Below are 26,045 nucleotides of genomic sequence, written 5' to 3' on the forward strand. Positions count from 1 at the left end.
CAAACTAAGAAAAATGGAGTATATCCTTCAATGAAGTATATAATATTCCTAACTTAGAATAATAAAGGCTTCAAAAACAGATATGCTCCAAAGTAACGAGTTCTTAAATCCGCGTTTAAATGGTAAGCGTTTTGACGACCATACCATTCCATTAGAATTATTGGAAGATTTTGCGGCTTTAGAAGAGTTATTTATTGAAGTTGCAAAATGGATATATCTGGACGAAAATACAGATAGAAAACGCGTGCCAAGAGGATTTACCAATGGAGTAACATTGAAACTATCCTCAATAGCGGCCGGCAGCGCAATACCGAAAATATTATTGGTTACCTCCTCTCTTGGATTGTTCCCCAACGACAACCAACCATACTTCGAGAAGGCAAAAGAGAACATTTTATTTGCAATTGATGCGGCAGGCAAAGAAGAAGAAGTAACTAAGTTTATACCAGAACATCTGTTGGTATATTTTAATCGTATAGGCAAACGCCTCAAGGATGACGAAACCATAGACTTCAGTCCTGATTCTGGTTTACATGCCAAACTCAATAAAACAACCCGTAAAAGGTTGGTGCTGGCATCATCGAATATAAATGAGGTAAGCAATGAAACGACAATTCGGGGTGCGATTCCGGAAGTTGATAAAAGTAAAAAAACATTTACTATACTAGCCCTTAATGGACAAAGAATAACCGCAAGATTGCAAGAGCCGCATTCTGCGACAATATTCGAGGCTTTTAACAGCTATGAATCAAAATCCCGCGTTCTGATTTCTGGAGTAGGTCGTTTTGATAAAAATGATAAATTAGTAAGCATTGAGTCCATTGAACATATATCCATTTTGGACCCATTAGACATTCCATCCCGGTTAGAAGAACTTTCAAACCTTGAGAATGGCTGGCTAAATGGCGAAGGAACCGGAATGAAAAAAGAAAACATAAACTGGTTTGCTGATATATTTGAAAGCAACTATAATCCTGCCCTCCCACTTCCTTATCTCTATCCTACACCTTCGGGTGGAATACAAGCTGAATGGTCGTTTGAGAATTGGGATATCAGTTTAAATATTGATTTAAATGATAAATCCGCATTTTACCATTCGTTACAACTCGATACTGACGAGGTCATAGAAGAAAGATTCGATTTAACTAAAGATGATGATTGGCAATTGCTCAATCAAAATCTAGCAGATATTTTTAAAGTATAATAAATGCGCCAAAACACATTATTATTAAGACAAGTTCATCCATCTTTTGTACAGGCAGATAAAATATCATCACAAGTATTTAGCATAACTTCTCAGGTATTTAGGCCAACACCCAAAGATGAGAGTAAACTCTCCGTTTATAACGGAGAAAGGTTTACGCCTGAAGAATCACACACACATTTCAAAAAAATTGACGACAATAACAAGTCTTATGGAGTTGTTGCTGTAACAGTTCAGGAATGTAATAATGAAGAGCTCAACTGTAAAGAAAACAATGATCCTTTTGAGGGGCATTCCATCATTGATTTTACAAACCTGACTAATGGCCAGATAGAAAGAAAAGCAAAGAAGTTAAAGGTAGTTGCAATGAATAGAGGCTGGCTTCATAAACAAAATAATGAAGAATAGCGGTAAACTATTCAGGCAGCCCTCACTCCGGCAACACCGTCCCTATATACCCATCCCGGTAATACTCCTCCTGTATCTTGCCCCATATCCAGGCCCTCCCCTTCCCTGATTTCAACAGCCATTCCCGCCTCATTGCAGCCTGCTTATCCTCATAATACTCCAGGTAAATAACCTCCCAGGGACGATAAGGCAGTGTGCCTTTTTGCCGGCCATGCTCGTTATGGAAATGGAACCTCTTCAGGAGGTCGGTAGTATGACCAGTATAAACCTTCTCGAACTGGCGGGAAAAGAGGACATAGACGGTATACATAGATAATATTATTCACTGAAATAAGTAAAGGTTACCCATTGAGGGTAACCTTTCTTTTGCCTTCATCTCATAGGAGAAACGAAGATACTTATTTTATTCAGGCATGCCGGACCAAAAATTTTTGCCATATCTACCTGATTGAGAATACATTACAACTGCAAATGTTTGTTGTCACGTTCTTTCCTGTACACTTTATGAGTATTGTATCTTAATCAATCAGCTCCAGCGCCTTCAGCCTGGCCACCGCTTCTATCAGCATGGCGCCGCTGAGTTGTGTAGTAAGATCAGTAGTAGCAGCAGTCTTTGTCCAGCTGGTGTTGAATATCACCTGCGGACGGGTAGTGCCCTGCAACCACATTGTCTGGGCATTCAGCTGCAGGAAGCTGACAAACCTGGCGGCATCGGTACTGCTAATGCTACCGTCAGTGATCAGCAGCATCATGTAACGTACGAGGATACCTTTGAATAAACCACCATCTCCACCACCTTCATCTTTCATGATGTTACCGCTGCTGAACTCACCAGCCAGAGAGTTATTGGCGGTTTTCATTGCATCTGCAATATAGGTCTGTTCCCCTGTGATCTTATACAGTTCCACGCCGGCTCCAATAAAGACGCCCTGGTTATAGGTGAACTTCCAGCTCTTGTTAGTGCCGGTACCATCCAGGCCGTCCCATACAAGACCGGTAACAGGATCCACCAGGTTATCTTTCTGCCATTGGTAGATCTTTTTGGCCCAGGCCAGGTCTTCCCCATTACGGTTCAACTGGTACATACGGGAGGCAATGATAGACGCCGGTGCATTGGCCGGTGTATTCTTATTCTGGCGGTCTTTATTCCAGTAGATACCACCGCCCCAGGTGTCATCCCAACCACCTTTAATATCGTTCCACAACAGCTCTGCAGTGGTTTTATAACGATCGTCGCTGGTGGCTTCATAGGCACGCAGGCAGGCCAGCGTCATCCACTCCATATCATCGTAGAAATGGTTGATATAGGTATTGCCATTTTTAGCTTTCATACCATCCAGCAGCTCATCCATGCGAGACTTAACAGCAGCGTCATTGGTACGCAGATAAACATCTGTCAGTACATCCAGCGCATGTGCATTGGGCCAGTAGTTGAAAGTGAGATCGCCTGCATTGTTCTTGTTGAAATACTTGCCACTCTGATTGAAAAAATTACTGATCAGGGAGGCGGAGGAGGAATCAGCAATAGACGGCCAGTTGTATTTATAGGTCGCTTTGCCGGCGCCTGGTCCGGGACCATCATCCACAGGCTCTTTCAAACAAGCCGTGAAGGTCGTGGCCATAGCCGCTGTTATTGTGAATAGAAGAAATATCCGACGCATAAGCTTTTTTGATTGATCGTTTACATGATGTGAAGATGTACCGGATTAGCGCACTATTACCTGGTGCGTATAAGTTTTATCCGGAGAGAAATACAGTTTCACATCACAGTTTTTACCATCTACTTCTGAAGCAAATTTGTAACAGTAGTTATACTGATCACTGTTGACAATCAGCCTTAACTCCCAGAATGAAAGTGGTGTGGTAGCTGTAGGGCGGTTGTTATCTGCATTGGAACTACCAAACCATTCAGTTCCTGCAGTGCCATCTGCAGCCTTTACGCTCACGCGGAATTTATAACGCTCGTCACGGCCCCATGATTCCTGGTGGAAATTGATCAGTTTATTCTCGAACGTCCAGGCGCCATTGGAGGTATAGCTCAGGTCATACATAATGCTATTCTCCGGCGCGAACCAAAGACCGATAGCGGTGATCTCTGTAATAGTAGCAGCTGTGTTGTTGAAGTCCAGTCGCAGACGATATACCTTTGTACCACCGGACTGGGTGCTCTCCCCTCCTTCTTTCAGCGTACTACCATCAATGAAGTAAGTAGCAGGTGTACCGGTATTCCTGTCAACGAATTTGTATTTACCATCTTTCAGGGAAGTGTAGATCTCAAATACCCCGGGAGCAGTTGATTTCAGCTTTACAGCCTGTGCCAGATCAGCGCCGGCTTCAGTAGCATCTCCTGTCAGGAAAACATCCACTGGAATTTCAGCAAAACCATTTGGCCTTTCTACCTCTATTGTGCGGGCTTCTGCCGCCGGCTGTATGTTATAACCTTTGGAAGCATTCACGGTCCATTTCAGTTTACCGGTAGCCAGTGCAGCAATACCAGCCTTACCGGCAATGCTGTTCAGGTCTTTGTGAGAAAGCGTCAGCTTGTTCTGTACACCACCACCATCAGAAGAGATTTTGGCAATCGGGTTGGAGAAGTCTCCACCATCTTTATCTATCACTACTTCATACAGTACCAGCGATCCGTCTTCTGCTCGGGCCTGGTCCCATTCAAAGCTAACAGTAGCGCTGGTAGCGGGTTGCAGCTTGATGTATTTATCATCTACAGGCGCATTCAGCCTGCTCACAGGCATGAGGTTAGTATTTAGTTCATGATCGTCTTTTCCACAACCGGTCAGTATAAGTCCCAATGAAACCGGTAGTGCAAGGAGTATATTGGCGAAAAATGTTTTCATATCGTATCTGTTTGAAAATATTAATGTGGAATTTTACCAATCCTGGTTCTGGCCAAGATTCGTGTTCTGATCGCGTTCAAACGTGGGCACAGGCCACAGGTAATGCTTGGGATTGATGAAAGTTCTGTCTTCCACGATGATATACCCGTTGGCATCTGTTCTGAATGCACCTCCGGATACTTTGATACCTCTTACAGGCTTGTTCATTACCTGGTCAGCGATCTTCCAGCGGCGGATATCTAATGCACGCACGCCTTCAAATGCCAGCTCAGCTCTTCTTTCACGACGTACGATGGTACGCAGCGCATCCTGCGCCACACCCGGGAATTCCAGTGCACCTGCATCGTTAAAGCCTGCCCTTGCACGTAAAGCACGGATAGTCTGGTTCCATACACCTGCATCCAGCTGGCTCAGTTCATTCTTCGCTTCTGCGTACATCAGCAGCACATCTGCATAACGGACCACGATGAGGTTTAAGCCTGAGTTGTAGTTGGTAGCAGTACGATCGTAATATTTATAGAAGTAATAACCGGTAGGAGAAGCACCCTGATCATCTACACTGTTGGTAGACGGATTTGAACCAGGTTTGGTCAGGATCGTCTGCACTTTACCGTCAAAGTCTGTGATGGTAGAACCATTATGCAGGATGGTAGCATTAAAACGGGGATCCCTGTTCGTGTAAGGATCATTCTCGTTATAACCGGAACCTGCCTCCCGGATACCTTTGCCGTTCAGCATGATGTAGTCATCCACGAGATCCTGTGTGGGCACCAGTGTACTTCTCAGCAACGCTACTGTCTGTGGCAGGAAGTTACGCTGAGAACCGTAGGTACGGCCACCGCCATATTGTATATCGAAGATCACTTCGCTGTTGTACTCATTGGCAGTGGTGAAGATGTTGCTGTAATTGCTCTGCAATGCATAGCTACCGTTGTTGGTATTGTTGATGAGCAATTCGCAGTCGCTGATCGCTCCCTGCCATTCGCTTTTGAACAGATGTACCCTTGCACTCAGCGCAATAGCAGCTCCACGGGTAATACGGCCTTTGTCTTTTTCCTGGTATCCACCATTAGTACCGGTATAGTTATTTACCGGCAGGTCAGGACGGATAGCGGTCAGCTCTGACTGAATAAAATCGAGAATAGCATTTTTATCAGTGCGTGAGATACTTTTAGCTTCTGCAATGGTGATCAGATTGGTGTAAAAAGGGACATCACCAAACCAGCTCACCAGCTGGAAATAAGAATATGCACGGATGAACCTTGCTTCTGCCAGGATGCGATGTTTCAGTGTTGAATCCAGCGCAGGTATCCTGTCGATGTTGGTGGTTACAATATTACACTTGCGGATGCACGTGAACCGGTATTTCCACTCTTCCGTAAGCCGCTTGTTGGAAGGATCATAAGCACCGGATGCAATGGTGGAGACAGCATTGTAACCTACACCACTTACAAAACCGTTATCACTGAGCGCTTCATCGCCGAAATAATAACCATCGTCAGACAGGTTCTCATAACAGCTGGCAAGCGCTGCCAGTGCATCATCAGCAGTGCGCCAGTAGGCGGCGTCTGTATAATCGCGCGTGATAGGCTGATCCAGCTTACGGCAGGAGAACAGCACAGCGGCGCAAAGTATTGGCAATAATAATTTCTTCATACTATTGAACATTGAACACTATTATCAGAATTTCAGGTCAAGACCAAATGAGAAAGTCGCTGCATTTGGATAACTACGTCCTGCGATAGCGTTATAGTTGGTAAAGGACAGTTTATCATCAAACTGTGTGAATTCCGGATCCACCCCCAGGTCGCGGAAACGGCGGGGAGTGAACGTCAGCAGGTTCTGACTGGTGAAATAAACCCTCGCGCTCTGGATATGCAGCGTCTGGCTTACACTACGAGGCAGCGTATAACCCAATTGCAGGTTCTTTAAGCGCAGGTATTTGGTATCAAACAACCAGTAGTCGGAATACGCAAAGTTGTTGGCGTCAGCAGTACCGATAGTCAACCTTGGATAAGTAGCGTCAGGATTGGTAGGTGTCCAGCGATCCAGGTGCTGTTCAAAAGCATGGTCCTCATTGTTGTGGAATGCTTCAACGATATCACCACGGAGGAACTGACTTCTCTTACCCACTCCCTGCCAGAACATGGAGAAATCCCAGTTCTTCCAGTTAGCAGCATAGGTAAATCCGAAAGTGTAACGGGGGAATGGATTCCCAAATACGTAGCGGTCATCTGCATCAATGGTGCCATCCTTGTTACGATCAATATAGCGGATATCTCCCGGCATTACCTGCTGATTGTAGGCAAACGGTACTTTAGGAGCGCTCTTGATATCGTCCAGGTTCTGGTACAGACCATTTGATTTATAACCATAGTAAGAAGCGATCGGGAAACCTTCTTTTATGATGAAACTGAAGTCAGAACCCTGTACAGACTGCTCACCGTATTTCACTACCTTATTCAGGTTGTCAGACAGGTTACCAGAAATGGTGTGGTTAACATTTCCTGTTTTTGCATGATAAGACACTGTAAGTTCCCAGCCTTTGTTCTGCACCTTACCAACGTTCTGCAGGGAAGCGCCGATACCTGCGGTACCAGGCACTACCTGGAACAGGTAGATACCATCTGTGTTTTTATTGAAGTAGTCGAAAGATGCGGAAACCTTGTTGTTAAAGAGATCTACATCTACACCATAGTTGCTCATTGTAGAAATTTCCCATTGCAATGTTTCATTGTAAGCGGAGAAATCAGCGCCGGTGTTAGGTGTATTGTTGAACGGATATTTACCGGTATTCAGGGTTACCCTGGCCAGGTAGTTGAAACCTCCGATGTTGGAGTTACCCACCTGTCCCCAGGAGTAGCGGAATTTCACGTTACCGTACTTTTCCCTGAAATCTTCGAAGAATGCTTCATCTGTGATCCTCCAGCCCAGTGAGAATGCCGGGAAGAACTGCCAGCGGTGGCCGGGAGCCAGTTTAGAGGATCCATCATAACGCCAGGTGAATTCCGCCAGGTATTTGTCATTGTAGGCATAGTTCACTCTTCCGAAAAGAGAGTTCAGTGCATACAGGTTAGGATTGATGAATTCATTGTAAGTACCGATGTTGGCATAATCGAATGTTCCGTCCGGTTTAGGAATATATCCTCCACCGATAGACCAGTCATCATCAAGGTTGGTAGTACCGTAACGGGTAGCTTTCAGTCCATACTCTTCATTAATGGCGTCACTACGGCCGCCCACCTGTGCTTTCACATAATGTTTGCCGAAAGTATTTTCATACTCTGCTGTAGCGTATACGTTTGAGGCAAGATCTTTGAATTCATACTCATACATCTTGTTATACAATGGAGGATTGGCCGTGGTATAGTAAGGGGCGTAAGAATACTTGTTCTGACGATCAGTCTGATTAGTGATCGTATAAGTACCGGAAGCGTTGAAATTAAGTTTGAAATGCTTTACCGGTGTAATGGTAACGTCCAGACCACCCAGCAGGTTGTCTTTCTCTTCCTTGTTGAAACCACCGTATTTCAGCTGTGCCAGTACGTTGTTACTATTTAGCGCTGGTACCACAAAATTGCCGAGAGAGTCAAGCACCGGGTAGATACGTGGCGTACGGATAGCGTCCCTGATCAGGAAACCGATATCTGCCTGTTGCCTGCGTTTGATGCCTTTGGTATAGGCGAGGTTGACGTTTACTTTTACATACTTGCTGACGTCTACCGCGAGGTTAGCCCTGGCATTGTAACGTTTGTAGTAGAAGTCTTCTGTCACGTAGGAGTTCTGCAACATATTGCCCTGGTTCACATATCCCAGTGAAACGAGGTAGCTGCTGGATTTGCCGCCGCCTGTCATACTGATGCTATGGTTCTGCATAGGCGTATAGTCGCGCAGCATTTCCTTCAGATAAGCAGGTTCGGAACCACGTTTATGCCAGTAGTTGATATCGTCGGGAGAGAACTGCGGTGTTTTACCGGAGTTTACCAACGCCTCATTCTTGAGCGTCATGTACTCCCAGGCTTCCACGTTTTGGGGCAGTGTGGTAGGCGTTTGCCAGCCGTACATCCCGTTGTAGGTAACGCTTGGTTTCTCGTCTTTGTTACCTCTTTTGGTGGTGATATAAATAACGCCGTTAGCAGCCTGTGAACCATAAATGGCGGAAGAAGCAGCATCTTTCAATACGGAAATGCTTTCTACATCGTAAGGGTTCAGGTTCTGCAAACCGTCGCGGCCTGCCTGCACACCATCGATGATGATGAGCGGAGCATTACCTGTCAGGCTGCCAACGCCGCGTATGTTGAGGGTCATCTGTGCGCCCGGCTCTGCATTGTTCTGCTGGAGTATCAGGTTGGGCGCTGTTCCCTGCAAAGCCTGGAACATATTGGCAACGGGACGGCCCTCAATATCTTTAGTGGAGATCGTATTGATAGCCGCCGTTACCTGCGTTTTCTTTTGTGAACCATAAGCGGTGATCACTACCTCTCCCAGGTCCTTAGAGTCGGCAGTGAGCATTACGGTAATATTAGTTCTTCCGCTGATCCCTACTTCCGATGGGATGTAACCAACGGAAGAGCAGACCAAGGTACCATTGGCTTGCCCAGCTGGGATCTTTAGCGTAAAAAAACCCTGATCATTTGAAGTGGCCCCGATACTGGAACCCTGCAAACGAACATTCACGTTCGGGATGCCTTCTCCCTTATTGTTAACGATCCGGCCATTGATCGTGATTTCAGCCTGTTGTGCAGGAGTAGCTGTTGCCTGGCGCAGAATGATCTTGTTGTTGATCATTTCAAACTTAATGTCCAGTGGTGACAATACCATGTCCAGTACTTCTCCCAGTTTTTTGTCTTTTACAGACAGGGAGATCTTCTGTGCTACTTTTATTTCATCATTTGAATAAACAAACACGTAGGGTGTTTGCTTTTCAATTTTCTCCAGTACCTGCCCGAGCAGTTCATTGCTTACCTGGAGACTAATACGGTTTTCAAGTGGGATATCTGTGTCCCTTACCTGTTGCCCCTGGCCATATGCAGTGTGATTTGCTTCAGCAGCAAATGCACTCTGCGCCTTCAGGTCCAGCATGTTCAATAATGCCATGCAGACAAAAAGCGGCAGGAACAACGAGCGGAAAAGTCCCGAAAAACGCGTGGGTAGCGGTCTTTCTTTCATAACGCAGCTGTTTGTGAATTGAATTGATTTAATTGATTAAATAATGGAACGTGAACGATTATTCTGTGATCAGTAAAGTGCTATCAGTGATGGTATAGTGGAACGCTTTAGACCTCGCAAGATAGTACATGATATCCTGCAGGCTGTTGTCCTGGAAAGACCCTGTAAGCCTGTAATAACGTGGCGCATCACTTTCAAAACTCACCCTCTTGCCAAATGTTCTTTCCAGTTCAGAGGCTATCTCTTCCAGTGTTTTGTTGCGGAATACCAGCCGTCCTTCTGTCCAGGCTTTATCATCTTCTGCGGATGTTGTTTCTTTTACGATAGCGTCTTCTTTATCATCAGCCAGAGACTGGCGATAGGTCACTTTTTCATCCGGTGTGATATAGATGGTATCGGGTTGCTGTCCGGCCGCTACAACCGGAATGAATGCCACTTTACCTGTTCTGACAGAGGTTTGCACCGCTTCATTTTCATAGGCGCGGATGTTGAAGGAAGTTCCGAGCACGTGTATACTGCCGGCAGAGAGATGTACGATGAATGGTTTCTTCGGATTAGCAGCAATATCAAAAAAGGCTTCACCAGTGAGATACACCTCACGGGTATTACTATTGAACACTTCCGGGTAAGACAGTTTGCTATCAGCGTTCAGCCAGATCTTACTACCATCAGCCAATTCTATCGTGGCCTTCGTTGCTTTACCATTCTGCCTTTCCATCAGCTTAGCCACTTCCGCCTGCTGTTGACGGGGCCTGAGTACCACAACGGCAACAGCAGTGATTAATACGGCGGCAGCGGCTATACCAATCCATTTCCAGGGGAACATCCTTTTTACAGGAGTTGTACTGATATTGATCCTGGACATGGTACGTTGTAATGCCTGTTCTGTTTCAGCAGAAGAATGATATGCCGATACTGTGAAGTACTGTTGCAGCAGCTGGTAACTTTCGCGGAGTTCAGGATATTCCTGCAACATCCTCTCAAGCTCCTGCTGTTCTGCTGTGGTAGCTTCTCCAGCCAGTTTCCTGGCGGCTAACGTGGTAAATAATTCTTCGTTTATCATACGCGATTGTACTAGAAGGACAGACAGAATAGAAAAACTACTTACAGGGAATCCGGTTTTTTATTTTTTGCTTTCAGCCTGTTGGCAACATAAGGTCCTATTACTTCATTCAGGCGCTTCATAGCGCGAAACAATTGGGTTTCTACAGTACGGGGAGAAATATTGAGAATCTCTGCTACATCTTTATATTTAAAACCTTCTTCCTTGATCAGTTTAAACACACGGCGACATTGATCCGGCAGGCGGCCTACCTCCTGGTCCATTTTAAAGAGGATCTCCTTCCATTCCATCGTACGTTCCGGGTCGACAGAGTTAGTCAACTGAGAAAGTCCGGATTCGTCACTCAGGGGGGTGATTCTTAAGGAGGAATATTGTTCCAGGTAATTCAGCGACTGATTTTTGACAGCCACAAAAAGGTACACTTCGAGGTTGGTGACTTTTTCAAGATCTTCACGACGGTTCCAGATCTTCACGAAGACATCCGAAACGATCTCTTCAGCAGCTTCACGGGTATAAACATACTGGATAGCAAAATATAACAGACGGTCATAGAAATGACGGAACAGCTCTGAGAAAGCCTTCTCATCGCCATCACACGCAATCTGCCGTTGCCAGTTTCTGATGTCTTCATTGTTAATCATACTGCACTGAGCTTCGTTTACAGGTACCCCGGAGGTAAATATAAGGATGATTATCGCGGAATTTGTCCCCCTATGATGTTGGTATAGTCCTAAATTATCATGATCAAGATAACTTTATAAAGTATCGGATCAAGATCTTATCAGTTTTCACAACGGTGTTATTATAATGTATCGATCCGGTTTTCCGGCAGGCATAGTACTCAATTGGCGCTTTAATTTTTTATGTCAGTTTCTACGTACGTGATTCCCAGTTCATTCAGTCTTGCTCCCGCCCAATCTGTGTTGCCGGCTGGTCCGGAATTTGATCCGGTATCTATTCTAGGACAGGCGATTTCTGAAAACTACTTACAGGAGTAAAAAAAATATTTGGAGAGTGTCGGATTAGGAATAATTTTAAATCGCTCCATAACTATATATAAAAGAACTTTTAAGTGTTTTTATGACAGAAAATGCGTAATTTTAATAGCTATGACTAAAACCAGAAAATCATATCAGATATGATGTCATCTACATTTACTACGATATTGGTGATTATTGCGGTGTTCGCTTCACTGTCATCTTTGGGCTTAACGCTGTTACGCGCATCCAGAGAAACAGCCAGACTCAAGAGAATCCGCCGGTTTCCACCAAAAGCGCTGGTGGTAGAAGACAAATCAGGACATGTTGTAGTGCTTGATCTCGAAAAACAGAATGATACACAACAGATACTCCGTACCCTCGATGTATTATTAGGGAAATAGTTCTCATCATTTCAATTTCACCTTATCACTATCGCCTGGTCAAAATACCATCATCCACTATATTTATTATCTATAACTATTATCCTATAAAACCATTTTCATTCGTTGGAACAAGAAAATTCTTTGGTTGCTAACCCATCCACGCAATCTTCCAATACCCAGCAACCAACTTCGACATCAGCCAGCATAGCCGGCGCAGGAGGTGGTACCTTACTGGTGCTGCTGGCCAACAATCTGCCTGACGCTTACCCCCTTAAATCATGGCTGGTCATCATAGCGCCCAGCGTGTCCATCGTATTGTCCCTGTTCTGGAAATATATTTCCCGGAAGTCCAATGCATATTTCAAAGTCAAGAAAATAGAAAGGTCTAAGAAACTGCTGTTGCAGAAAATTGAAAATGCTCTTCACAACGGGATAATATCTGAAAAGGAAGCAGCAATGCTGAAAAAGAAAATGCGGGAGATTGAGCTGCAAAGCATCGATAATCTCGCCAATAAGATCAAGTCTATTGATTTTGAGGAATAGTAGATTGTTTTCTGAACTTCTCTCTCTGGGCCAGATAAAGGCCGCCAATCACCAATATGGTACCTGCAAAGGTATACCACGTGATAGGCTCGTCCAGGAGCATCCAGGAGTACAGGAAGCCAAATACCGGGCATAGGAACAACCAGAGAGATGCCCGGACAGCATCCTTACGCACAAGATAGAACCATAACTGCAAGGCAACTACGGATACCGGTAATATCAGCCAGCCTACAGAGAGCCAGAACTGCGCATTGAAATGTGTGGTCTCAAAATTGGCAAAGAGTGCTGTAATGGGGATGAATAACAGTCCTCCCAGGAATACCTGCCAGCCGTTTATGACCAGGCTTGAAAGCCCAAAGTTGATCCGGGCATAATATACCGTGGCCACGGAAACGGAAAACATTCCCAACATCAGGATCACTATCCCGCCTACAGTGGCATGACTGTCCTGCAGCAAGGGCCAGGTGGCCATCGCAACACCAGCCATCCCCAGGAGCATACCGGCTATCTCATACCACTTCAATGGCCGCTTTAACCACAAGGCAGAGATGACCATAATGAATAATGGATTCGTAGCAGTAGCCAAACTACCGATACCTGCGGATACCGTTTTCATGGCGATCACAAAACAACCCAGGTAAACGGTGGTATTCAGGCAACCGAAGATTGTCAGGTACAACCACTCCTTTCCCTTTGGTAATGCATGCTGGCCTTTTCTGATAAGATAAGCGTAGAGCAGCATCCCTCCTCCTGCCAGGAAAAACCTGACATTGGCGAGGATCAGCGGATCTGCCGCATGAATACCAAATTTTGTGGCAACTGCAGCTGATGCCCACAGTAAAGCAAAGAGAAGACCTATTACGAGCTGGCGCATTTTATTCCTGTCTGTTTGTAAACAGGCATAAAAGTATGATGTTATTTTAACAAAAAAGCCTTATTCGAAGACAGTTCGAATAAGGGACGAATTAGGGACGAATAAGCATCGAACAAATGACGATGTGAACATTGTATAAAAAGTATCAGAAATAAAAAAGCTACCGGCAGTTCAGAAAGTCGTTATCACGATCAAAACTACCGGTAGCTGTTGTTGCTATATTTCCTGCTGAACGGGTCTATTGCTTACCGTAAGTAACTCCCTGGAAGTCGTCCGTACGGAAAGGACTGGCAGGCAGGCCTGCACCATTATACAAATTGCCGCTGGGATTATTCGACCAGTTGTAGCGCACCGCTACCGGTTTCTCCACTTCAGGACTCGTTACCATCACACGGTCACCAACGATGCTTGCTTCCGCCCAATGGAATTTCTTATCTGCGCCAGCTATCTCAAATCCTTTCAGTTTGCTGCCACCCTTTACCATCAATCCATCGTCTTTATGGTTAAAAGCGATATACACCTTGTTTCCCGAAATCGTTTTAAGTTGATAGATGGGACCAGAGTACGGGATCTTCTCCCCATATACTTTCGCCCTCGCAATGAGTGACAGGCGGCGGGCTACCTCCTGTTTATTCTTCGGATGGATATCCTTATCATCTCCGATATCAATAGCGGAAGCCATGCCCGTATTCGGTACAGACAATGTCATTAACTGAGCTTCGCGCAGTTCTGCCCAATCAGATTCCACAGGTTGTTCCTTTTTCTCCGTAAAATTCGCCAGTTGTACAAAATAGAACGGGAAGTCACCATTTTTCCACTGCTTGCGCCAGTCTTTGATCATCAGTGGAAATAATTCCCTATACTGATATGCCCTGCCAACGTTAGCCTCTCCCTGGTACCAGATGGCCCCGCGAATGGCATAAGGTAGCAATGGGTGGATCATCGCATTATAAAGAAGGGTGGTCTTGTTGGGATTAGATGGCGATTGCGGAGGTGTCAGCTGCTCATACGCCTTCACTGTATCTGCAAAAGCGGGCATTGTCTTCAGGGATTCTCCACTGGTCCATGCCTCTGCTACCGTCCCTCCCCAGGAACTGTGAATAACGCCAACGGGTATATGTTCATGTCCATATATCTCCCTTGCAAAGAAATAACCGACAGAAGAAAACTCCGGTACACTCTGCGGAGAGCAGACCTGCCAGGCTCCGTCCCAGGGGGTGATATCATCCTTCGGAGCGGTACTGGTAACATGTTTCGCCTGAAAAAAACGGATCTGGGGATAATTCGCAGCGGCGATTTCCTGCTCGTAGTTTAACACCTTTCCCCATCCTTTAACGGGCATTTCCATATTGGACTGGCCAGATGCCACCCAGACATCTCCTATCAGGATGTTGTCCAGTTTTATTGTATTATGTCCGGATATGGTCATTGTATAGGGTCCTCCTGCTATTTGGGCAGGTATTTTTACTTTCCACTGGCCGTTTGCTGCTGTAATGGCAGTAAAGGTACCATTACGGAAACTTACGGTCACCTTTTCTCCCTTATCGGCCCATCCCCAAATGTTCAATGGCTTATTACGCTGTAATACCATGTTGCTACCGACCAAAGCGGGTAAACGAACATCAGCATAGCTATTCAGTATAAGTGCGCAGGATAGTACTCCTGTCAGCAATGGTTTTAATAACGTGGTCAGTTGCATGAAATGATAATTTTTATTCCGCTTGTCAAGGTACAAAATGGGGAATAGATGCGCAATAACTTCCCCTGATAAAGTATCCTATGTAAGGTCTTTTAATGGCTTTTTTATGGGTGTGAATTATTTTGGCACGAAATTTTTATATGTCTTCTGCATAAAACGATAAGATTATGATAAACGGTATCATCACACTCGATTTTGACATAAAAGCACTGCACTATCTGAATAGCAACAGCCGTTATATCAAAGCTACTGCTGGTGCCAATACGGACATAGCTTCCGCAGCTTTACAATATTATAAATCAACAACAGACCATTCTGATATACAACTGGAAGACGAAGAGGACGTAAACAGGTTCAAACATGTGGCGCGCCGCTTTTTCAGTGAGTTCAGCGAAAACTGATTTTTCATCCATTTAACCCCGATTGCATCCATTCCCCATTCATCCATTCCCCTGTTTCATCCATTCAACTCCACCATTCATTGTTCCCCCTGGGTTTTCATTCATTGTGCTTTCCCCATGCATTCATTGTCCCCCAAGGGAACGCATCCATTATACAGACTAACCTCATTATCCATTACCCGAAAAAGTAAGAGCCTGCAAATATGACTTTGCAGGCTCTTTTTATGTACAAGCTCTTATATAAAAAAGTAAAGGTCGCCAAGAATGACAACCCTTTCTAACCATATCCTAATAAAAACCAAGTTCTTTACTTTCTATGCAATAACATATCAAGTATAATATTTTAAATAAGATGTTTCGCTTGTGTAATTTATTCTAATAGGGAAAGGGTGGGACCTTTTTTATAGTATAGGACAGTAACAGAAGCAATTTCTTTCGTTGCTGATACAAATATATGATCCGGTTTCCTATTGTTTTGTAGTAGTATTACTACACTTAAAAAAGAATAGGGCAGCTCTTTGCAAAAGAGCCACCCCATTACATTTCAGCCGATCAGCTATTATATCATTTCTTCAACGTTGTACCTAATATCTGCATAAAATATCCACCTACTACACTTCTTGCCTGAAAACCTACCATCTTTCCATCAGCGGTTTCATGCCAGTCGCTCAATGGCACACGTGAAGGTGTTTCCTGTGCGTATTTATACACAGGATCCACCAGGGCAGCGAAATCCGCCTGATTGTCCGTGAGCGCAGCTGTCCACAATATCCAGTCGGATTTAGTGTATTTTTTACGGCTATCCAGTGGTAGTCCATATGTTAACTGTTGCGTCAGATAATATTTTATTTCTTTCTCGTATACCGCTTTGGGGAACAGTCCCAGGTTTAATACCTTATCCCAAACCAGGTTATATTTCTGGCTCCAGGTACCTTTATTCTCGAATGCTAATGTGTAATGGTCGCCATCTTCCGCTAACTGCATCCATTTCGGCACCATCTCAGTTGCCGCAGTACGATACTTCTGTGCTGAAGCTTTATCTCCCAGCATATCCGCCAGCATTGCATAACAACCCAGTCCTACAATTGCTTTTACAGACAGGTTTGCATTCCTCGCCAGGTGACCTGCAAAATCGTCCGTACACAGCTGGTTAGCCGGGTCAAAACCTTCTTTCAGCAGATACTCTGCCCAGGTGGTCAAAGTTTTCCAATGTTGTCTTGCATAATTCACATTGCCTTCCGCTTTTGCAATAGCTGCAGTCAGGATGATCATATTACCTGATTCTTCTACGGGCATACCTTCTCCATACGCCTGTCCATTTGCCAGCGGATATGTTCCCAGATCATGCGCTGCATATGGCTGTGTATATTTTCCACTTTCACTGAAGTAGAAAATACCGTTCAGCATACCTTTCATCAGATCCGGATTGTACACCAGGTACAATGGTGCAGAAGGATATGTCACGTCCACGGTATTGATACAACCATTACTGAAATTCTCTTTTGAGAGGAACAAAATTTCTCCCTGCGGACTCTTCACCAGCTTGTGTGCTGCAATACTCTGACGGTATCCCAATACACAGAGTTTTGCATATTTCTCACCGCCGGTTTGTTTTGCCAGCTCATACAACTCCTTGTCAAACGCAGTACAGCGGCCAATTACAGATGCATAATCATCCTGCGCTTTCTTCAGTTCTTTTTCTATCGTATAGCTGTCATCTTTTTTCCACCAGGGCTTCAGATTTGCTTCAAAATATTGAATAGAATATATATCATCATATCCTACCAGGAACACCTGTTCCTTTTCAGTACCATCTACTTTTCCAAGAGACACCGATGTATTCAACACCAGTTGTCTGCCTCTGTCAAGCGTTTCTGGCTTGCGTTTAGCTGCGAATGAAGACGGAGCAACCCCTTCCTTCGTAACATATTGCGTAGCGCCGGCAGACTGTGGTACAGCTACATACAGATATCCCCAGTCAATACGCAGGTCATCTCCTTTCTTTGCTAATACAGGCTGTGCTACGCTACCTGTTTTCAGGATGGACAATCCCTCACTGGTATACTGTTGCGCGGTTACTTCTTCTGCGGACGTATTTACAGCCAGGTCAGAAGATGCACCGAAATACACTTCTACCTTATGTTTACGTCCGTCGTTGGTTTTTACTTTATATGATACATAAGACACCGGGCGGGACATCAGATCAAGATCTTTCAGCAACAACGGAGATGTGAAAGTCAGCTTTACATCTACCTTTCCGCAGGTGAGATCGTAGATTGTCCGTGTAGCTTCCAGTGTAACATTTTTCTGTTCTGCCACCTGGATTTTATCCGCCCATTTATCTTTATCATCTGTTACGATACCTCCATCGAGATAAGCGCCTCCCCTGGTATTGGTACAATGCATGGCCAGTACATTCGTTCCTTTACGCAGTTTCTTTTTTGCTTCTTCACTGATGGGGAAATATTCCATATGGTTTAACCATCCAACGTAACTATAAATGCGCTCACCATTCAGGTATACTTCCGCATTATCGTCGTGATTGATCTTCAGCAGCAGCTTATCCACATTAGCATCATCCACGGTGAAGGTTCTCCGTACCCATACATCATCTGTGAACCAGGGTGTACCGGTAGTTTTCTCTTCTTTTACAAATGGCGCATTCCCTGTTTTCCAGTTTGCGTCATTGAATGCAGGATCTTCCCATCCCTTTGCCGGAGCTGTTTCCGTATAACGCACCTGGTAGGGCTCCATATCGGCAGTAGCAGCTAATGCCCTGTATGAATGTCCGGGTGCGCCCAATACGCGATAGGTAACGCCATCTACCTTTACAAATCCTGTCAGGGATTGTTCTGTACCCGTCCAGTGACGGGTCGTAGAGGCGGTCAGCTTGTCTGTTGCCGACCAGATACTGAAATAAGGATCGTGCGTGATCAACGGATAGGCAGGCGCCTGTTGTTGTTGCGCATATAGCTGTTGTGACAGCAATACGGCAGCCATACCAAAAATTCTTTTCATGATTTTGTGGAGCTTTATATGATGATTATTAAAAACGTGGAAACGCGCCGCTACCTCCGCGGCAATGGCAGTACTGTTGAGACTCATAGACCTATATTATGATACCCGTGGATTAAATTAACTGCACACAATCTTCCTCACCGACGAAAAATAGAAATTTTTTTCGGGAAACGTAATCTTTACGCTTAATTTTTCCTTGCGCCGGCTTGTTCTTTTGGCGTAGAATGATAAGAGTTACGCGTTTTAAGAGACCGTTCCATACGGAAAAGTAAGTGTGGGCTTGCTGGCTGAGTTCTTTGAAGTTGCCTTGCTATGGAACATTGGGAGGTCGTATTAGGCTTTTGATTAGCTTTTTGAACCCCTGGTGCGGCGTATCAGCATACTTCAAACAACTTAGGCCAACAAGCTCCACCTTACTTTTCCTGATTCCACTCCTCCGCTAATAGTTGGACGTCCATCATACACCAGATACTCCCTTTGGAGGCAAGCGCAAAGAAACGCGCATAGGGGTTAGACGTCCATCATCCCGCTAGCACTAAGTACACCTTTCCCTGGAGTTGATTGATTTAGTCAATGGTTTACATTAGCATGGAATCTTATGCGCTCATTTTTGAGGAAGAACGTGCTACAGCGCTCTTTTTTAGTTTCTTATTGCGTCTTCCCCACCATATATAAATTCCGGTGATGGGCAGACTGGCACAGACGAGACTAGCAAGGAAAACGATGATCTTTCCCGGTAAACCGATAATAGCGCCGATGTGGATATCGTAGTTCATATCCCGCAGTTTGTCTGCGAAACCGGCTTTGGCATACTCTCCGGTATAGGGGCCTTTTGCAGGAAGTACAGCCAGTGTATTCTGATCGAAGTAGTAATTGTCCAGTTTATAGTAGGTGCCGGGCCTGTAATTGATCGATGCGGCAATAGCGGCTGATTTGTCAGCTGCATAAGACACCATGATGGCTGCATCCGCGGGTGCTTTCTTCCGTAGCTGTTGCCATACATGGTCTTCCGGTATCCTGTAGATGGCGGCTTTCGTCGTATCAGATAATGGTGGCGCATCAGCTGGCAATTGTTCGCCGCCGGAGGTAGCGAAGTACACCGCTTTGCTGAACCACTGGAAGCCCCAAACGAGACCGGTAGTGGCGAGCAGCAATCCTATTATCAGAATATAAAATCCCAGCACATTGTGTAAGTCGTAGTTCAGCCTTTTCCATTTCGCATCCCACTTCACGGAGAACCGCTGTTTTGCAGCAGCTTTATTTTTCGGCCACCATAACACCAGGCCGGTGATCAGCATAATAAAGAAGATCAATGTAACAGACGCTACAACCGGCTGTCCTATTGCGGGTGGCAACCACAGGTAATAATGTCCGTGTAATATGAAGTGGAAGAAATCGTCTTCTTCACTCCATACCTTGATCACTTTGCCGGTGTATGGGTCCATGAAGACCTGATAGTAATAATCCGGATTAGCACCCCAGAACATCACCGATGCGCTTTTATCCTTTCCGGGATAAAGAACACCATTCGGTTGTTTGTGGGTAACCTGTTTAACCGCGATCGCTTTTAAGGCTGACGGTGATAATGGACTCACCCCCGGGCGACTGGCGGTGTATGTATAAGGTTTAGTGACACTTTCAATTTCCTGCTGGAATGCGAGGATGCAGCCGGTAGTAGCTATAATGAAAACGCCTAAACCGGAGATGAAGCCGAGCCATAGGTGTAGTTTACCGATGAGTTTTTTGATAGTCATAAGCAGTCGCATTCCAGGCTGAGTTGGCTGGGTAGGTGTAAAAATGATATAAATAATGGGGAATGTTTGCTCGAAAACGGAATTTTTTCTTGGCTGAAGCTGAGGTGCAGGGCGGCTCTAAAAAAACGTAACCCTCATCATCAACGCAACTACTTACTCTTACAAACCTCTGACCCCGCTAACAGAAAAGCCCCCAACCCATAATCCTCAAAATCCGGAATCTTATCGAACCCCAGCGGCTGCCCATCAGACGGCTGCTTCCCCGTACTCTGCACATACCCCAGCATCCCATTATCATGCACACAATCTTTCACCAGCGCATTCCACGCCTTCACCACCACCGGCTGATAAACCTTCTTATCAAGATACCCCTGCCGTATCCCCCACGCCATACCATACACAAACAACGAAGTCCCCGTCAGCTCTTTACCGCCAAAATTATTCGGATCATGCAAGCTCGCATTCCAGAAACCATCCTCGCGCTGGAGTTTAACCAGCGCAGCGGACATATCCTTAAAATCCTGCAAATAGATGTTATAATAAGGCGAAGACTTCGGCAGCCATTCCATCGTACGGACAAGCGACGCTAACACCCAGCCATTACCACGGCTCCAGTAGCAGTTTGCCCCATTAGGTTCTTTGTAAGGAGGCACGAAATCCTTATCCCGCCACCACAGATGCTCCTGTTGATTGTAAAGCCCATTAGTGCCATGCTTGAATTTTGTGAATGCATACATCTCATACATGCGATGGAAATAAGAGGTGTCATTATACAACTTCCCCAGCCGCGCCATCACCGGCATCGCCATTTGGATGGCGTCAATCCAGTCCCAGTCGTCGATGACGTCTGTCGCCAGCATGCTGTCGATGGAGGCTTTAATATCATGAATACGCTCCGGTTGTTTATCTATGAGGTAGAGGTCGATGTACGTCTGACCACAGGCCTGGTTATCGGCATTGCGGGTAATGATACCACCGCGCAGGCCCCAGTGGTGTTTGTCGCCCCACTGTACGGCGTAGTCGTAGTAGCTTTTCTGCGGATCGATCTGGTACAGTGCCATGAGTCCTTCGTAATAGACGGCCCGCGTCCAGATATTGGAAGGCCAGGTCTTATGGAGTACGATGTCCTTACCAGCGTCCGGCCATTTCTCCATAAAGTAACGGTTAGCGAGGGTCAGGGTTTTCAGCACTTCCTTTTTTGGCGGCAGCGACTGTGCCCTGGCAGGCAGATAACCGCCGAGACTCAGCAGGATAGTAGCGACTAAAAGATGCATCTTCATTATATATAGTTTTTACGTGGATGGATCATAAATCGTGGAAATACCCGCACACAATCATCGCTTATCAGGGCATGGTATGTAGCCCTTCCCACGTCACGTGCCATTTGCCATTGTCGGGAATACCCGGTAATGCCTGTGTACAACCGTCGTAACCCGCGCACATCATCGCAACAGCGGTCAGAAGACCACCATTCCCAGGCAGATAGAGCCGCAGGCGTTCGTCCTGGTAGTTATGTCCGTTGGGCAGCCAGGTGTTGGTCTTTACAGGCATGAACAAAGCATCGATCGCTTTCTCGGGCAGACCAAGACGAGTGGCAGTCATGGCGGTGAGTGGGAAATCCCAGCCCCAGGTTTCCTGCCAGTTCCAGGAAGTCCATATCTTGTTGAAAGTGCGATGCATGACAGCGGTGTCTATGTAAGGCCGCGCAGGCAACATGCCCAGTGCGCCTAATACAGCAGGATGGTCTGTCATGTATGGTGGATTGGTATATGAATCAGGAGCACTTTCTGCAGCCAGATAGAGACCATCTTTTTGCGGGAGCGGTGACAGGTTATCCAGTACGGCGTCCCAGCGGGCGTTACGGGCCAGTCCCAGGCGGGTACGCCATTCCTGGGCTGTAGTCAGTCCCCAGCGCCAGTAGGCCAGCTCAAAAGTGGCATTGAAGGTGCTTTCCGGTTTGAAGCGCTCCTGTGCTGGGATCATGCCCTTGCCCAGTATATAACGATGCGTGGCACTGTCGTAGGCCGCAAACGACGCCATGAAATCCGCGGTAGCGAATACCAGGTCTTTATACTTGTTCAATGTACCGTGGTCGTGATAATGGCGATACAGCAGCTCGGTCATATAGATGAAATGCGGCTGTTGCCATAACAGGAAAGCACCTACTGAAGAAGGACTTTCATTGCCTTCCGGGTCAGTCATTTTCTGCCAGCGAATGCCTTCGTATCCCTGGCGTTGTGCAATAGCGCGGGCTTTATTGGCGACAGTAGCATACCACTGCAGGCTTTTCTCCAGTATGTCAGGGCGATTCCATAAGGCAAAATGAACAACATGCCACCAGTGCATTTCCAGGTGAGGCTTGCCGAACCAGCTGTTGTAGGTCAGCCCTGTTTCCTGTGGAGGCATGTTACCTGCACATTGCACCGCCATCAGGTATTGTGAAAGTATGATCCTGCGTTCCAGCTCAAGTGCCCGTGGATCAGTACTTCCGGTGAAGTCTACAGCCGCTCCTGTTTGCCAGAACCGCAACCAGTGTTCCTCACTGAAGGTGCGTACCGTTTCAAAGGGAGGCAGGGTGCGCGTAGCATTGGGCCGCTCTTCGCTGAAGCGGAAATCAAAATCAAAACGGGCAGATGTTGTAGCCGGCGTGATAATGTGATCATGTCGCTGCTGTTGCGCCAGTGTCATGGCATCTGAGCCTCCCACCTGCAGGAAGTAACGCGTTCTGTCAAGGCTGTGTTCCATCGTGAAGGAACGCTGACCAACCTCCACAACGCGCGACACATGTTTCTCAGGGTACTGCCTGTTCACACCGGCATCTGAAAAAGTACCGGTGGGATAAGGAAAACGTATCTGCAGTTTTATCCTGCCTTCTTTCAGCAAAGGCGATTCTATCCTGACTGCTACCAGGTCTGTCTCAGGATGTACAGTGGTTAGCACCTGTACGGGATTGCCTTCCACCGTGAAGTGGCTTTTGATCACCCCCTTCCAGAGGTCCAGTTCCTGCGATACATCTTTGATGTCGGACAAGTGACAGGCAGTGCCGTTCTTCAGCAGTATCTGAAGACCGATATTCCCCAACTGTAAGCGGTGCATGTTCTGCCGGAACCAGTCTGAAGCCTGTTTATTGCGTTCGGGCGTATTCCATTGCACAGCATAGGTGATATCACGATTATTCAGGTGATATGTTTTAAGACTTTCTTCAAAGCGATAGCCTGCAGTATCGGTGAAACTATGCCATCCCCACTCGGACTGAGTACCCAGTGGAACACCCTGGCTATAAGCTTCAGGAAAGGATTGCAGTCCAGTGATATCTACAGTAAAAGCAAACCCTCCGTTCCCGAGGGAGAGTGAAGAAAGTGAATCGAATTTATTATTGACAACGTTATGCCGCTGAACCAATGCCATACGGTCGATGAGCTCCTGGCTCCGGGAGGTGGAGCTGAGGAACAGCAGTAACATAAAGAATAAAAGCGCGTATAACCGGTTTTGTATCCTGTACTTCATGATGGTGGAACACATTTCAATAAATGTATGGAAACGTTTGCGCAAAACGGATTATTAATTTGCAACATCTGCGTTAACAAAGTGTCCCATAGTGTCCCAGATTTTATAATTTAGTCCACATGAAAACACGTTCCCTTCTCCAATCCGCGGCCTGGATGCTGATCATTTGCAGCACACTGCAGGCGCACGCCAACAACGTTACTGCCGACGACAGCACCCGGCATAAAAAATATGATGTTGTCGTAAGTACCAGATGCGTTATCCGGCAGGAAAAATATGTGCTTGTCATACATGGCGGTGCAGGCACTATCCTGAAAAAGAACATGACAGCCGAGAAAGAAGCCGCCTACAAAGCGGGGCTGGAAGAAGCACTGAAGACAGGCTACAAAGTATTACAGGCGGGCAAAAGCAGCCTGGATGCAGTAGAAGCTACTATCCGTGTACTGGAAGATAATCCGCTGTTCAATGCTGGCAAAGGCGCTGTATTCACGCATGATGGTCGCAATGAAATGGATGCGGCCATTATGAATGGGAAAACGCTGGAAGCTGGATCCGTGGCTGGTGTGTCTACCATTCGTAATCCTATCTCTGCAGCAAGAGCGGTAATGGAAAAATCAGAACACGTGATGATGGCAGGACGCGGAGCAGAGCAGTTTGCGAAAGAAGCAGGACTGGAGATCGTGGATCCCTCCTATTTCCGTACGGAGGAACGCTGGGAAGGATTGCAGAAAGCGTTGAAGGAAGACTCCATAAAAAGTAAGCTGGACCATAGTTATCAGCCAGCAGGAAAGCTGGGTGTTGAGAACATTGATAATAAGTTTGGTACTGTAGGTGCTGTTGCGCTTGACAAAGCTGGCAATCTGGCAGCAGGTACCTCTACCGGTGGTATGACCAATAAAAAATATGGCCGTATCGGTGATGCACCTATCATTGGAGCTGGCACCTATGCGAACAATAATACTGTGGCCGTTTCCTGTACAGGCTGGGGAGAATTTTTTATCCGTAGTGTGGTAGCTTATGATCTGTCTGCACTGATGGCCTATAAGGGGTTAACAGTAGAGGAGGCCGGTAAGGCCGCCATAGAGAAAGTAGGCACACTTGGAGGGAACGGAGGATTGATAGCTTTGGACAAAATGGGTCATGCCGCGCTCCCTTTCAATACCGAAGGAATGTACAGGGGCATGGTGACCGCTGAAGGAAAAATAACGATTGAGATCTACAAATAATGGGAAGTTTCAGGGAAGTTCCGGGAAACTCCAGAACGGAGTTTCCCGGTTCACTTTTCATGTTAGTATAGGGTATTAGGATATAGTTATTTTTTTGGCGGCATACGATGCCGCAACAGATCAGTTCAGAAAACCAAACCTGTTCTCAAACAATTTTCCAACTCCGGGGACAGGGCTTAATATGTCTTTGGACGCTGCTGCAGCGCCAAAGGTCATTAAGACCAATGGAAGAAGGCCGGCTACCGCTAATATTGAGCCTATTGATGGAACAATTACTGAAATGACCTTAATGGCTGTCCATAAAATCACAGTAAAGATAAAAATACCCAGTGCCTGGTTCAGGTGATAGCGCACCAACCTGCTCCTATACGGGTTATTTTTATACTGGACATAGCTATATATCCATCCAATCAATGTGATGTAGGCAATAATAGCCAACGTTTGGTTTTTCATAAAAGATATGGTTTAATTTTTCAGATAAAGCTAAGGTATTGCTACCAAAGTATTTATCTCTTTTGCCATCAATATCTGGGTGGGTTATCTTTCGATTGTCGTGTCTCCGGTTACGATACCCGCTTTTGCAGCCTGGGTATCACGAGTGTTCTTTTGTACGCTGATAGCTCCAAAAATGCTCAGCAGAAAGGCGAAGGCGTAGAAACCTTTTTCACTTGGCAACAGTGTCGCATTCCATAAGCCTACTGTCAGCAATACAATACTTAAGAGAGTAGATACCCAGCTGATACCATAATAGATATCCGTTACCGGTATCCCTTCCAGACGGTCTCTGACACATTTCTGTACAGATACGCCTGCAAACAAACCATACATTAATATGGTAAAATAATAGCCCTTTTCATTGAGCTGCATTTCTGCATTCCACAGTCCAATGATATAACCTAACACTCCTATTAGTAATGCAAGCCAGGAGGTAGCAATAAAGGCAAGTGATGGTTTTTGCTTCATT

General features: G+C 45.8%; 21 protein-coding genes. 6 read left to right on the forward strand and 15 right to left on the reverse strand.

All coding sequences use genetic code 11. The features are described from left to right. Window positions 1-82: 82 nt before the first annotated feature. Window positions 83-1,204: a hypothetical protein gene (locus F3I09_RS11375; protein WP_149695143.1), complete on the forward strand. Its 1,122-nt coding sequence runs from the start codon at window positions 83-85 to the stop codon at window positions 1,202-1,204. 3 nt (window positions 1,205-1,207) lie between these two features. Beyond that, window positions 1,208-1,612 (forward strand): hypothetical protein, encoded by a 405-nt coding sequence (locus tag F3I09_RS11380; RefSeq protein ID WP_149695144.1) that lies wholly within the window; start codon window positions 1,208-1,210, stop codon window positions 1,610-1,612. Between the two features lie 22 nt (window positions 1,613-1,634). Here the strand turns inward: F3I09_RS11380 and F3I09_RS11385 are convergent, their stop codons facing one another. The 7 genes from F3I09_RS11385 to F3I09_RS11415 all read right to left on the reverse strand — a co-directional run bounded on the left by F3I09_RS11385 (window position 1,635) and on the right by F3I09_RS11415 (window position 11,337). Beyond that, a complete protein-coding gene (locus tag F3I09_RS11385) occupies window positions 1,635-1,922 on the reverse strand; it encodes a GIY-YIG nuclease family protein (protein ID WP_149695145.1) in 288 nt (95 codons plus the stop codon). Window positions 1,923-2,130: 208 nt separating this feature from the next. Further along, on the reverse strand, window positions 2,131-3,234 hold the full coding sequence (locus tag F3I09_RS11390) for a glycoside hydrolase family 76 protein (protein ID WP_188133768.1): 1,104 nt from the start codon (window positions 3,232-3,234) through the stop codon (window positions 2,131-2,133). A gap of 84 nt (window positions 3,235-3,318) precedes the next feature. Further along, window positions 3,319-4,464 carry a SusE domain-containing protein gene (locus F3I09_RS11395; protein WP_149695147.1) on the reverse strand — a complete coding sequence of 382 codons (1,146 nt, stop codon included), beginning with the start codon at window positions 4,462-4,464 and terminating at the stop codon, window positions 3,319-3,321. 33 nt (window positions 4,465-4,497) lie between these two features. Continuing rightward, on the reverse strand, window positions 4,498-6,120 hold the full coding sequence (locus F3I09_RS11400) for a RagB/SusD family nutrient uptake outer membrane protein (protein ID WP_188133769.1): 1,623 nt from the start codon (window positions 6,118-6,120) through the stop codon (window positions 4,498-4,500). A gap of 24 nt (window positions 6,121-6,144) precedes the next feature. After that, window positions 6,145-9,633: a TonB-dependent receptor gene (locus tag F3I09_RS11405; RefSeq protein WP_149695149.1), complete on the reverse strand. Its 3,489-nt coding sequence runs from the start codon at window positions 9,631-9,633 to the stop codon at window positions 6,145-6,147. Window positions 9,634-9,691: 58 nt separating this feature from the next. After that, on the reverse strand, window positions 9,692-10,696 hold the full coding sequence (locus F3I09_RS11410; protein ID WP_149695150.1) for a FecR domain-containing protein: 1,005 nt from the start codon (window positions 10,694-10,696) through the stop codon (window positions 9,692-9,694). Window positions 10,697-10,737: 41 nt separating this feature from the next. Further along, a complete protein-coding gene (locus F3I09_RS11415) occupies window positions 10,738-11,337 on the reverse strand; it encodes an RNA polymerase sigma-70 factor (RefSeq protein WP_149695151.1) in 600 nt (199 codons plus the stop codon). Between the two features lie 497 nt (window positions 11,338-11,834). Here F3I09_RS11415 and F3I09_RS11420 point away from each other — a divergent pair, with 497 nt between their 5' ends. Then, a complete protein-coding gene (locus F3I09_RS11420; RefSeq protein ID WP_149695152.1) occupies window positions 11,835-12,077 on the forward strand; it encodes a hypothetical protein in 243 nt (80 codons plus the stop codon). 105 nt (window positions 12,078-12,182) lie between these two features. Then, window positions 12,183-12,602 (forward strand): hypothetical protein, encoded by a 420-nt coding sequence (locus F3I09_RS11425; protein ID WP_149695153.1) that lies wholly within the window; start codon window positions 12,183-12,185, stop codon window positions 12,600-12,602. Here the strand turns inward: F3I09_RS11425 and F3I09_RS11430 are convergent. Next, entirely contained in the window at window positions 12,583-13,476 is an 894-nt protein-coding gene (locus tag F3I09_RS11430) for a DMT family transporter (RefSeq protein ID WP_149695154.1), read from the reverse strand. The two genes, F3I09_RS11425 and F3I09_RS11430, sit on opposite strands and share 20 nt — an antisense overlap. Window positions 13,477-13,714: 238 nt before the next feature. Beyond that, entirely contained in the window at window positions 13,715-15,175 is a 1,461-nt protein-coding gene (locus tag F3I09_RS11435) for a sialate O-acetylesterase (protein WP_149695155.1), read from the reverse strand. A 167-nt stretch (window positions 15,176-15,342) separates the two neighbouring features. Between F3I09_RS11435 and F3I09_RS11440 the strand changes: the two genes are divergently transcribed. Beyond that, window positions 15,343-15,576 carry a hypothetical protein gene (locus F3I09_RS11440; protein ID WP_149695156.1) on the forward strand — a complete coding sequence of 78 codons (234 nt, stop codon included), beginning with the start codon at window positions 15,343-15,345 and terminating at the stop codon, window positions 15,574-15,576. A 564-nt stretch (window positions 15,577-16,140) separates the two neighbouring features. Here the strand turns inward: F3I09_RS11440 and F3I09_RS11445 are convergent. The 4 genes from F3I09_RS11445 to F3I09_RS11460 form a co-directional block, all read right to left on the reverse strand. Further along, entirely contained in the window at window positions 16,141-18,594 is a 2,454-nt protein-coding gene (locus F3I09_RS11445; protein ID WP_149695157.1) for a glutaminase family protein, read from the reverse strand. Between the two features lie 596 nt (window positions 18,595-19,190). After that, window positions 19,191-20,360: a PepSY domain-containing protein gene (locus F3I09_RS11450; protein ID WP_223233216.1), complete on the reverse strand. Its 1,170-nt coding sequence runs from the start codon at window positions 20,358-20,360 to the stop codon at window positions 19,191-19,193. 137 nt (window positions 20,361-20,497) lie between these two features. Further along, a complete protein-coding gene (locus F3I09_RS11455) occupies window positions 20,498-21,628 on the reverse strand; it encodes a glycoside hydrolase family 88 protein (RefSeq protein WP_149695159.1) in 1,131 nt (376 codons plus the stop codon). A 64-nt stretch (window positions 21,629-21,692) separates the two neighbouring features. Continuing rightward, a complete protein-coding gene (locus F3I09_RS11460; RefSeq protein ID WP_149695160.1) occupies window positions 21,693-23,855 on the reverse strand; it encodes a hypothetical protein in 2,163 nt (720 codons plus the stop codon). 119 nt (window positions 23,856-23,974) lie between these two features. On the opposite strand from F3I09_RS11460, the gene F3I09_RS11465 reads away from it, so the two are divergent. Continuing rightward, complete coding sequence (locus F3I09_RS11465; protein ID WP_149695161.1) at window positions 23,975-25,081, forward strand: isoaspartyl peptidase/L-asparaginase family protein; 1,107 nt, start codon at window positions 23,975-23,977, stop codon at window positions 25,079-25,081. A 120-nt stretch (window positions 25,082-25,201) separates the two neighbouring features. On the opposite strand, the gene F3I09_RS11470 is transcribed toward F3I09_RS11465, so the two are convergent. Together F3I09_RS11470 and yiaA are read right to left on the reverse strand one after the other, a co-directional pair. After that, window positions 25,202-25,534, reverse strand: a complete 333-nt coding sequence (locus tag F3I09_RS11470; RefSeq protein WP_149695162.1) for a DUF4870 domain-containing protein — start codon at window positions 25,532-25,534, stop codon at window positions 25,202-25,204. An 84-nt stretch (window positions 25,535-25,618) separates the two neighbouring features. Then, a complete protein-coding gene (gene yiaA, locus F3I09_RS11475; RefSeq protein ID WP_149695163.1) occupies window positions 25,619-26,044 on the reverse strand; it encodes an inner membrane protein YiaA in 426 nt (141 codons plus the stop codon). Window position 26,045: the final 1 nt, after the last annotated feature.

This window comes from Chitinophaga sp. CF418, from assembly GCF_900142925.1.
GTDB lineage: Bacteria > Bacteroidota > Bacteroidia > Chitinophagales > Chitinophagaceae > Chitinophaga.

Excerpts from the sequence above, each read along its gene's own strand:
- F3I09_RS11440 (WP_149695156.1), top strand. The coding sequence starts at position 15,343 with ATGATAAACGGTATCATCACACTCGATTTTGACATAAAAGCACTGCAC.
- F3I09_RS11435 (WP_149695155.1), bottom strand. The coding sequence starts at position 15,175 with ATGCAACTGACCACGTTATTAAAACCATTGCTGACAGGAGTACTATCC.
- F3I09_RS11385 (WP_149695145.1), bottom strand. The coding sequence starts at position 1,922 with ATGTATACCGTCTATGTCCTCTTTTCCCGCCAGTTCGAGAAGGTTTAT.
- F3I09_RS11380 (WP_149695144.1), top strand. The coding sequence starts at position 1,208 with ATGCGCCAAAACACATTATTATTAAGACAAGTTCATCCATCTTTTGTA.
- F3I09_RS11405 (WP_149695149.1), bottom strand. The coding sequence starts at position 9,633 with ATGAAAGAAAGACCGCTACCCACGCGTTTTTCGGGACTTTTCCGCTCG.
- F3I09_RS11450 (WP_223233216.1), bottom strand. The coding sequence starts at position 20,360 with ATGCGACTGCTTATGACTATCAAAAAACTCATCGGTAAACTACACCTA.
- F3I09_RS11415 (WP_149695151.1), bottom strand. The coding sequence starts at position 11,337 with ATGATTAACAATGAAGACATCAGAAACTGGCAACGGCAGATTGCGTGT.
- F3I09_RS11420 (WP_149695152.1), top strand. The coding sequence starts at position 11,835 with ATGATGTCATCTACATTTACTACGATATTGGTGATTATTGCGGTGTTC.
- F3I09_RS11390 (WP_188133768.1), bottom strand. The coding sequence starts at position 3,234 with ATGGCCACGACCTTCACGGCTTGTTTGAAAGAGCCTGTGGATGATGGT.
- F3I09_RS11410 (WP_149695150.1), bottom strand. The coding sequence starts at position 10,696 with ATGATAAACGAAGAATTATTTACCACGTTAGCCGCCAGGAAACTGGCT.
- F3I09_RS11470 (WP_149695162.1), bottom strand. The coding sequence starts at position 25,534 with ATGAAAAACCAAACGTTGGCTATTATTGCCTACATCACATTGATTGGA.
- F3I09_RS11465 (WP_149695161.1), top strand. The coding sequence starts at position 23,975 with ATGAAAACACGTTCCCTTCTCCAATCCGCGGCCTGGATGCTGATCATT.
- F3I09_RS11445 (WP_149695157.1), bottom strand. The coding sequence starts at position 18,594 with ATGAAAAGAATTTTTGGTATGGCTGCCGTATTGCTGTCACAACAGCTA.
- F3I09_RS11430 (WP_149695154.1), bottom strand. The coding sequence starts at position 13,476 with ATGCGCCAGCTCGTAATAGGTCTTCTCTTTGCTTTACTGTGGGCATCA.
- F3I09_RS11455 (WP_149695159.1), bottom strand. The coding sequence starts at position 21,628 with ATGAAGATGCATCTTTTAGTCGCTACTATCCTGCTGAGTCTCGGCGGT.
- F3I09_RS11395 (WP_149695147.1), bottom strand. The coding sequence starts at position 4,464 with ATGAAAACATTTTTCGCCAATATACTCCTTGCACTACCGGTTTCATTG.
- F3I09_RS11375 (WP_149695143.1), top strand. The coding sequence starts at position 83 with ATGCTCCAAAGTAACGAGTTCTTAAATCCGCGTTTAAATGGTAAGCGT.
- F3I09_RS11460 (WP_149695160.1), bottom strand. The coding sequence starts at position 23,855 with ATGAAGTACAGGATACAAAACCGGTTATACGCGCTTTTATTCTTTATG.
- yiaA (WP_149695163.1), bottom strand. The coding sequence starts at position 26,044 with ATGAAGCAAAAACCATCACTTGCCTTTATTGCTACCTCCTGGCTTGCA.
- F3I09_RS11400 (WP_188133769.1), bottom strand. The coding sequence starts at position 6,120 with ATGAAGAAATTATTATTGCCAATACTTTGCGCCGCTGTGCTGTTCTCC.